This window comes from Citrobacter sp. Awk 2 (assembly GCF_028069815.1).
Lineage (GTDB): Bacteria > Pseudomonadota > Gammaproteobacteria > Enterobacterales > Enterobacteriaceae > Citrobacter.
Genome location: NZ_JANEWL010000139.1, coordinates 1 through 8968, shown reverse-complemented (window position 1 = coordinate 8968; position 8968 = coordinate 1). Strand labels below are relative to the sequence as shown.

9 protein-coding genes are annotated in these 8968 nt (G+C 49.6%); 2 read left to right on the top strand and 7 right to left on the bottom strand.

Annotated elements, in window-relative coordinates; translation table 11 throughout:
- The first annotated feature begins 281 nt into the window (after nucleotides 1-281).
- Nucleotides 282-722: a PTS sugar transporter subunit IIA gene (locus tag NNO02_RS21725; RefSeq protein ID WP_271455715.1), complete on the top strand. Its 441-nt coding sequence runs from the start codon at nucleotides 282-284 to the stop codon at nucleotides 720-722.
- Nucleotides 723-783: 61 nt separating this feature from the next.
- Entirely contained in the window at nucleotides 784-2013 is a 1230-nt protein-coding gene (locus NNO02_RS21720) for a polysaccharide deacetylase family protein (protein WP_271455714.1), read from the top strand.
- A 1-nt stretch (nucleotide 2014) separates the two neighbouring features.
- Here the strand turns inward: NNO02_RS21720 and NNO02_RS21715 are convergent, their stop codons facing one another.
- From NNO02_RS21715 to NNO02_RS21685, 7 genes are read right to left on the bottom strand one after another with little or no spacing between them, the layout of a single operon-like run.
- A complete protein-coding gene (locus tag NNO02_RS21715) occupies nucleotides 2015-3100 on the bottom strand; it encodes a fimbrial protein (RefSeq protein ID WP_271455713.1) in 1086 nt (361 codons plus the stop codon).
- A 14-nt stretch (nucleotides 3101-3114) separates the two neighbouring features.
- The gene (locus NNO02_RS21710) at nucleotides 3115-3732 is read right to left on the bottom strand and encodes a fimbrial-like protein (protein ID WP_271455712.1); all 618 of its coding nucleotides are present in this window, start codon (nucleotides 3730-3732) and stop codon (nucleotides 3115-3117) included.
- Between the two features lie 21 nt (nucleotides 3733-3753).
- Nucleotides 3754-4311, bottom strand: coding sequence for a fimbrial protein (locus tag NNO02_RS21705; RefSeq protein WP_271455711.1), 558 nt, complete (start codon nucleotides 4309-4311; stop codon nucleotides 3754-3756).
- Between the two features lie 22 nt (nucleotides 4312-4333).
- Nucleotides 4334-4912, bottom strand: coding sequence for a fimbrial protein (locus tag NNO02_RS21700; protein ID WP_271455710.1), 579 nt, complete (start codon nucleotides 4910-4912; stop codon nucleotides 4334-4336).
- A 25-nt stretch (nucleotides 4913-4937) separates the two neighbouring features.
- On the bottom strand, nucleotides 4938-7493 hold the full coding sequence (locus tag NNO02_RS21695) for an outer membrane usher protein (protein ID WP_271455709.1): 2556 nt from the start codon (nucleotides 7491-7493) through the stop codon (nucleotides 4938-4940).
- A 45-nt stretch (nucleotides 7494-7538) separates the two neighbouring features.
- Nucleotides 7539-8261, bottom strand: coding sequence for a fimbrial chaperone (locus tag NNO02_RS21690; protein ID WP_271442764.1), 723 nt, complete (start codon nucleotides 8259-8261; stop codon nucleotides 7539-7541).
- 60 nt (nucleotides 8262-8321) lie between these two features.
- Nucleotides 8322-8906 (bottom strand): fimbrial protein, encoded by a 585-nt coding sequence (locus NNO02_RS21685; protein ID WP_271455708.1) that lies wholly within the window; start codon nucleotides 8904-8906, stop codon nucleotides 8322-8324.
- Nucleotides 8907-8968 lie beyond the last annotated feature (62 nt).

Below are 8968 nucleotides of genomic sequence, written 5' to 3'. Positions count from 1 at the left end.
TATATAATGGTTGCTGAAATATGAGCTCGGCAAAAATTAGGAAAACATTCATGTTGTAATTGAATGGTATCTAATTTTTTATTTGCGCAAATTATGGTTTTTAGTTTTTAAATGTGTGCTTTGTTAATAAAGTATTTAAATTTATTAATGATTCGATTAATAACATGAGAAAAATGGCCATTTCATGCGTTAAAAAAATAAATTAATTCCAGGATGATCGCCATCACTGTCAAGCATCTTTGTCTGTGTCAGGATGGTTTATAGCAAAAGGAGGGATGATGATGCTAGGTTGGGTAATTACCTGTCATGACGATAAGGCACAGGATATGCTGCAGCGTCTGGAAAGAAAGTACGGTCCACAGGCACAGTGCCAGGCAGTCAGCTTCTGGCGTGGACTCAGCTCGAATATGTTAAGCCGTATGATGTGCGATGCTTTGCATGCCACAGACTCCGGTGAGGGCGTCATCTTTCTGACGGATATTGCTGGCGCTGCGCCGTACCGTGTCGCCTCGCTGATGAGTCATAAGCATCCCCAGTGTGAAGTTATTTCCGGTGTCAGCTATGCATTGCTGGAGCAAATGCTAATGTCGCGGGAATCTTTGAGCAGTTCTGCCTTTCGTGACCGTATCGTGACGCTTGGTGGGCCTGACGTCTCGAGCCTCTGGCATCAACAACAGAAAAATCCGCCTTTCGTATTGCTGCATGATTTGTATGCGTGTTAATCATTGGTATTGATAGCGATTTTGCTACAATAATCGGAGTTTCTCGCCCCGGTTATCTTATATGGTGATGCGCGTTCTGTTGTTTTTGTTGCTCCTGTTCTCCGGTAGCGTTGCTGCGGCGTTGCCTGCTCGTTATATGCAAACGACCGAAGCGGCTGCCGTTTGGGCGCAGATCGGTAATAAAATGGTGGCGGTAGGGAATATACGCGCCGGCCAAATCCTCTCAGTAGAGCCAATTGCCGCTGACTACTATGAATTCACCTTTGGCTTCGGTACCGGGTTTATCGATAAAGGACATCTGGAGCCTGTTCAGGGGCGGCAGAAAGTTGACGATGGTTTAGGTGACCTCAACAAACCGCTCAGCAATCAAAGCCTGATAACCTGGAAAGACACACCCGTTTATAATGCCCCGGATGTTGGGAGTGCTCCGTTTGGCGTACTGGCGGACAACCTGCGCTATCCCATAATTAGTAAGCTTAAAGACCGACTCAATCAGACCTGGTTTCAGATTCGCATTGGTGGCAGGCTGGCTTATATCAGCGCGCTGGATGCACAGGAAGACCACGGTATTCCTGTGTTGACCTACCATCATATTCTGCGTGATGAAGAGAATACTCGTTTTCGCCACACCTCCACGACCACCTCTGTGCGTGCGTTCAGTAACCAAATGGCCTGGCTACGGGATCGCGGTTACACCACGTTGACGATGTATCAACTGGAAGGCTATGTGCAGAATAAAATGAATCTGCCAGCACGAGCTGTTGTGCTGACGTTCGATGATGGCCTGAAGTCGGTCAGCCGTTATGCTTATCCTGTCCTCAAGCAGTACGGGATGAAAGCGACAGCGTTTATCATTTCGTCGCGTATCAAGCGCCACCCTCAGAAGTGGGACCCGAAATCGCTGCAATTTATGAGCGTTTCAGAGCTTGAGAATATGCGGGATGTATTTGATTTTCAGTCGCATACCCATTTTCTGCACCGTATTGGCGTTAAAAACCAGCCTGTGCTGCTGAGTCGCAGCTATCACAATATTCTGTTTGATTTCGAACGTTCGCGCCGCGCGCTTTCGCAGTTCAATCCGCATGTGCTGTATCTCTCTTATCCGTTTGGCGGTTATAACGATAAGGCGGTAAAAGCGGCGAGCGATGCCGGGTTTCATATGGCGGTGACGACGGTGCGGGGGAAGGTAAAGCCAGGAGATAATCCGTTCTTACTGAAGCGCTTGTACATCTTAAGAACGGATTCGCTGGAAACGATGGCGCGGCTGATCAGTAACCAGCCGCAAGGGTAAGCTAAAAATAGTCGACGGTAAACGTGCCGATAGCTTTGAAATTACCCAGAGAGAGAGAGTCACCTTCATCCCGGAGGATTTGGGCATGAAAGGGAAAATCAAAGGATGCATTGTTGCTTACGGTAGTCATCGGGCTCCATATTTCCATTCCTGTTTTAAATCCCTGTTCTCCATCCCGTGTCCGAATGTTGTTTCCTTGCACATAAATGCCAATACCTTGTGCTGCTGAACTTCCGCTCAGCGTATTTCTGAGCCGTATATATCCGTTACTATCGGTGGTACTGTTGATCGACGTGAGCTTAAAGCGCAGCCATACCGTATTGACGCAGTTTTTCACCTGAAAAGTGAAGTCTTTAGTTGGCCAAAAACCATTCCTAAACTCTGATGGCATGATCACGCCAAAATCGACATTGTTGGTGCCGTTATTGACCGACAGAGAGCCACATGTCGCGGCTTTTATGGGAATGCTAAAGCTGCTGGGGGTGACGTTAATGGTCCAGGGGTTGTTGTCATCAGAGTCTGCGGTGCCGATACGTATTTGCCCCAGCGTTCTTGAATCTTTTGGCGTAATGGCGGTGACACCATTTATATTTCCGCGAAAGGCGGTTTCCTGATAGAGCGTCACCGTCGCCTTCATGTTCTTGCTGTCCCACTTGCTTTCACTGCCGCTATCAACCAACACCCATGAACCATTATTCGTTGAGGGGAAATAGCCGCCGCCGCCGCCGCTGCTGTACATTTTTACCGCATAATAAATGCCATCGACGTTAGTGGGATAGAGCGCTCTGCCATCGATTGAGGTGGTTGTTGATGAAGCGTTGGTGTTGGCGTAGAACCCATATCCTTGGCTCCCGGCATCACAGTAGGTCCAGAGGTCATGATCTAATGTCGGGTCGAAATAGGTCAGTTCATAAATTGATGTGGTAATGTCGTCCGCAACATAATGAAATGTTATCGGGTTGCTTGGGCCTCCGCCATTGAGCGCCATGGTGCCTGACTTACCATTTTCCGCAAGGTGACACTCGCTTGCATTGGCATGAAAACTCAGAGCCAGTAATGCTATCGGGCATAATAAATATTTAAGCATGTAATCTTCCTTGATTATTGATAGATAGCATCAACCAGCACGTGGCTGGTGACCTTTCCGGAGGTCACAACCCCTGTGTTTTGATAGCGCGCGTAAAAGTCATAGCTGGTCAGGTAGTTAGCCGCCGTTGAGACATCAATTGCCACAGCAGAAGTGCCATCGCTATTGACGACGTTACGGTTATCGCTGGTGGAGAAAATCACCACGCCGACGTTTTCTGCCCCACCGCTGACCGCTGGCGTTTCATTGATAAACACCTGCTGGCTTTGCGCTGGCCAGATGCCATTTTGCGGCTGGAAACCAAAGGTCATGGTATTGACCGTGGTGGCATCGCCTGCGCAGCTTTCCACATTGATGCTAAAAAGCGTCCCGCTGGCGGCATCGCCTGGCTGTAAACGCGTGGAGCCATCATCGTTATAAAACCAATGGCGGGAAACGGTGGGTAAATGCACCGTTCCATTATCAGAAAGGGAGATCTGGCAGGTGTTCTCCACGATGTTCGCTTTGATCGTGACATCCAGACTGCTTTCCCCCCCATCGGCAAAACAGGGCGCAGTACATATCCCGCCAGTCACCCCCGCAACCAACAGCGTTCTCCCTAAGGACAAGAGAATACGGATACAATATGACATGGCGGCTTTGCTCCTTGTGGCTTACTGATAGGTGATAACAAATGTCACTGGCGCGTAAACGTTACCTGCTGTGACGTTGGCAATCGTGCGGCTTTTGGCAATGACGATACGTGATGCAAAATCGACATCCAGCGTGCTGTCGCTGATGGTGAGAGACTGTGCGGGTTTCGTATTGCAACTGAGTAACGTTCCGGTGGTGGACTCACCTTGCCAGACTTCAAAACCTGTAGCGTTACCGGCGGAGAAGGAGTCGCCATCAGAATTGGGGCCTGAGCAGTTGCTGCCGGAGCCTGGGACAACCTGATAGCTGGCGGATTTCACGCCCATACAGTTAGTGAAGGCCACTATAAACGGCTCGCTGCGGCTTTGCTGGACCAGGTCTGATTTAAAGACGTCGCCGAAGTCCAGGGTGTCGATAGGGTTGCCGCTGGTGTCCTGAATTTGTGCTGTACAGGTACCGGATGTCACCGTTGAGGTAAACGTCGCGGAAACGCTGCTGGTACCGGTAATGGCGGCAAAAGAGGAGGCCGAAAATAGTAACGCGCCGACCACGCCGCTCAGAAAAGCGATTTTTTTCATCAAGATATTCCTTTTCTGATGATTATTCATAGGTGAAGTTGAAGGTAGCAAGCGCACTAAAGGCACCTGTCGTCCCTTTCCCCGCAGAGGTTTCAACCAGCGTTGCCACTAACGGGACCTCTTTGTTACTGATTTCGTCGTTGCTCCACACCAGCATGGTGCTATCGTTCGCTGAGTTAATGGTGAATGGCGCATCAGTTGCGGATGCTCTGGCGATTGAAACACCAAGGTTGGTCGCAGCATCAGATGACGCACCATTGGCAATGATTTTATCGGAGTCGGCTGATTGGGTTCCCGATACCGTTGTTTTTAGTGACTGTAAGCTTGCCGGGCACTCGGTGATCTTCAGCTTAAAGGTCGTCTGCGCACTGCTGTCGCCGTTGATGATTTTGTCCAGACCTACGGTGCCATCTGTCCCAATAGGGATAGTGTTGTTTTGGCCATCACCGCTGCCGCCTTCAATCGCCATATCGCAGGTGGTTTCCCGTAGCGTGGCGGTGAAGGTGACATCCAGCGATGTCGCCTGACCTGGGAATGCGGTTGCAAATAGCAGGCCGCTGCATCCCAGCAGGTAGAGTTTTTTTAGCTTCATTATTTTCATCTTATTCCCTGTAAAAATATTGCCATTACATCTGGCAACGTTGGTTACTCAATAGACGGGTAAGGCCAATTTTCTGGTTGGTGTTTTCATCAGTAAGCTGATAGTTAACGGTGCAGCGTCCTTCAATCCCACTTCCCCAAATCACCTTTAGCGCGCCGCTATCGTTAACGCCGCGAACATAGGCAATACCGGCTTGCCCAACGGTCCCGATCGATTCGCCTTTCTCGTTTTGTACGTCGGCGCCGAGCGGGATAAAACCGTTGTCGGTGCGCAGCAGTTCCAGCAGCAGCGAACGCCCTTCATCAGTTTCAAAATCGACCTGCACAACGGCACCGCTACGTGGAACAACAACTGTGCTGGTGTTTTTTACCTCAACATCGTTTTCCATGGAGTCGATATTGAGACCGACGTTGTTTTCCCGATAAGCAGACAGATAAGGCTGGATTGCGTAGCCAAAGCGGTCGATATTGCCGTCGCCGTTGATTAAGCGAGCACCTTTGGCGCCAGGCGCGTGTACCAGCGCCAGCGTATCGGTATCGCCGATACTGTTGGGGGCCAGCGTCAATCCACCAGGGTGTACTAACATGCCGCCGCTGTAACTTACGGAGTACTGGCGGCTGTTATCATCCGAGGCGGAGGCCGACACGCTTAATGGTCCCCACGGTCCGTTGTAGGTACCGTAGCCGCCCAGTTGGTTAATCGATGAACCATCGCCTCGACTGGAGGTGGTATTCACGCTATAGCTAAAGCGATAGTCGTCAGAGTTGCCGCTAGCGCTGGTGGCGAAACTGTTGTTTGATTTCAAATCGCTGTTAACACTCATGTTCACCGTTGAGAACCCCAGCGGCTTTTTATTGCGACCTAACAAGTTTTCCAGCGGAATACTGAGGTTCAGGTAAACGCTGTCATCTTTATCGCCGTATTCGTTATAGCTACGCTGTATGGAAATGCTGTAACTGGCCCACGAGAAGGAGTCGCTATAGCCAACAGAGTACTGCGAGGTGGATGATGATTTGTTCCAGTAATCCTCCCAACTACCGCTGATATACACGTTGCCATTGCTGGAACCTAAAAAAGATACCGGTTGGCTGACGTTGACCTGGAATTGATTCTTCATGCGCTGGAAATTGCTAAATTCCTTTTCTGAACTGTCGCTGTTTTGTTTTACGTTCTCACTTAACGTGGCAGCATCGCGCAGTGACATATAGTTTTTGGTCGAAAAACGGTAGGCCGCGATATTGAAAGAGGTGCGAGACTCTTCGATCATTTTGCTCCAGGTAACGCGGTAGCTTTGACCAGTCAGGGTGTCCAGATCGTCAATAGCCGTGCTTGAATGTGTCACATCAAGCGCGAAAGCGCCCACGGGGGTATTGGTCGCGACACCCAGCAGCCCGGCATAATAGCCCACGTCCATATATTGCACGCCAGCGTAGCCGGTAAAGATGTTATTCAGTCCGTAATAACCCGTGGCGTAACCTAACTTCGGCTTATCGTTCAAGTTGCTATCATGCAGCTCGCCAGCGCCAATATCCCAGCGCCCATAGCCAGGACGCAGCATTTGTGTGACGGAGGAGTAGGGGACAGAGAAGGTACGAATGCTGCCGTCGGCTTCTTCTATAGCGACGTCCAAATCGCTGCCGTAACCCGTGGTACTGAGGTCGGTGATGGCAAACGGCCCCGGTGGCACGGTGGTTTCATAAATCTTGTTGCCACTTTGCGTGATAGTGACTTTGGCGTTGCTTTTAGCGACGCCGCGAATTTCAGGGGCATAGGTTGATGTTCCACCGGGCAGCATGCGGTCGTCATTATAAAAACGGAGGCCGCGCAGGCTGAAAGAGTCAAAAGCATCACCACGGGTGAATGAATCCCCAACCAGAAACTGCGAGCGTAATGCTGCAATATCGCGTTGCAGATAAATATCCTGGTTGGTGTAGTCGCCGCCGCTGTCCTGATTCCAGTTAGCGTTGCCTCGGGCGCGAAAGTGCCAGGCACCAAGATTTACACCGTATTTAAGACCAGCGTAGAGAGAGTCGGATTTGTTGCCGTCGCTTTCAGTGTGCCAACTGTTCAGATCATAAGAGAACATCGCAACTGGGATACCGTCTTGCCACAGCGAAGGATCGACATAGCCGTTAGGGCTTCTGAGGACGAAAATTTGTGGTATCGACAGAGATAATTCTTGCGTGCCGATATCATAATTCCATGTAGACTGCGGATATTGTTGCGCAAAATCTACGCAGGTTGCAGACTCAAGATCCAGTCCTTCAGTTTTAACCCCAATTTGCGCGAGAAGTTTGGCGGTGAAGCAGGGGGTTGCGCGAGGTGTGCCGTTATCGTTGAAGGTGAAATCGGTGAGCATTTTCGGCTTACCGTTCAAAATAATTTGCGTTTTATAGGTGCCCGGTGGAACCGGATTGCCTTTTGAAAAGCGACTAACGTCAATACTGGTGCCCGTATTGAATAAGAACTGATCGTTAAATTCAACTTCATCTGTTGAAGATGAAGACGCTTCTTCAGCCATTACTGAGGACGATAGTGCAATATATATAGCAGTACACAATAATGAGCGACGAAAAAACATAATTTCCCTATCTTTTAAATTCGCTGAAATCCTTCAGCGTGAACATTAATTAATGGTGGACTGATGCTTTTCTGTCCCGCCGAAATCATTGATAGTGGTATATTCTATGTTTCCACCTGCCATACTAACGGCATTTTTTACCGGCACATTTTCATTTGCGAATGGTGGGAGGGTATGGGAGTCCACCGCTATTTTCTTACCGTTAACCGTGATGGTGGCACTGGACATCGAAACGAAATAAGGGCTGCTGTTATTCGCGATTAATGCATTACCTTGCTGGGTCCATTTCACATTACCTGCGGCTATGGACGGATCGCCCTGTAAACCATCCGGACGGAAAAACATTTTAATACGGGTACGAAAGGCCAGTTGCAGTACGTTTTGACTATCCGCGTCTTTTGCCTTCGGGGGGACTTCCAGTACGTTAAACCAAAAGAGGGTCTCACGGTCCTGAGCCAGCGGTTGCCGGGTCCACGTTATGCGAACAGTTTGCCCTTTGGACGGATCGACACGGGATACCGGCGGCGTAACGATAAACGGTAGCTTCAGCTCTTGTGGGTTGACTTCATCGCGACCGTCATCCAACCATGACTGTACCAGCAACGGCTTATTGCCACGGTTTTCCATTTTGACGGTAACGTCTTTGGACGACTGTGGATAGATCACGCGGGTGCCGGATATGACGATATCCGCGCTGGCATTAAACGAACAAAGTGCTGCGCTTATACAGAAAAGCGAGGCTGAGGTAAGACGGGTAAAACGGTGCATAGTATTGATCCTCACAATGTGCCTGTCTCAAAGGCAGGCACATAATCGATTACGTAACGATTACTCGTAAGTCATCGTAAAAGTAGCGTTGCTGGTTACTTTACCGGCAGTGATATCGTTGGTACCGGAAACCCAGTCAGCGCTTGGCACATAAGCAACGCGGAACGCCAGAACACCTTCACCCTCGGTCAGTGTGGCGATCTGTGTGTTGTTTGCCGGCAGGCCAACCTGAATACGGTCGGTGTCGGATGTGCTGTTATTGAACAACGCCAGGTTTACGTTTTCCGCGTGGCCGCTTACGCTTGGGTCGGCTTTCAACGTACCATTAGTCAGGTCAGCGAACTGATGGGAGGTGAAAGTGGCAGAGGCTTTGGTTAGGTCAGTCGGGCAGTCGCTGAAGTGCAGTTCGAACTCTTTGGAACCGACGCCAGTATCAATGGTTGTCTTTTCAACATCGGCTCTTTTCACAACCGGCATGCTGATGGTGACGGTGTTAGCATCAACACCGTTATTGCTGGTGATCGTGCAAGTGGTGTCGGTTACGGCGCCATCAAAGGTGATTAGACCGACATCGGTGTCTGCGAATGCAGATGTTGAACTCAGTGCGATAACAATTGATGCGGCGGCAATGGTTAACTTATTCATGTTGATAATATCCATATAAAATATTAATTCTCCCCGTAAATAATTAAAGGGAGTCCTAAGGG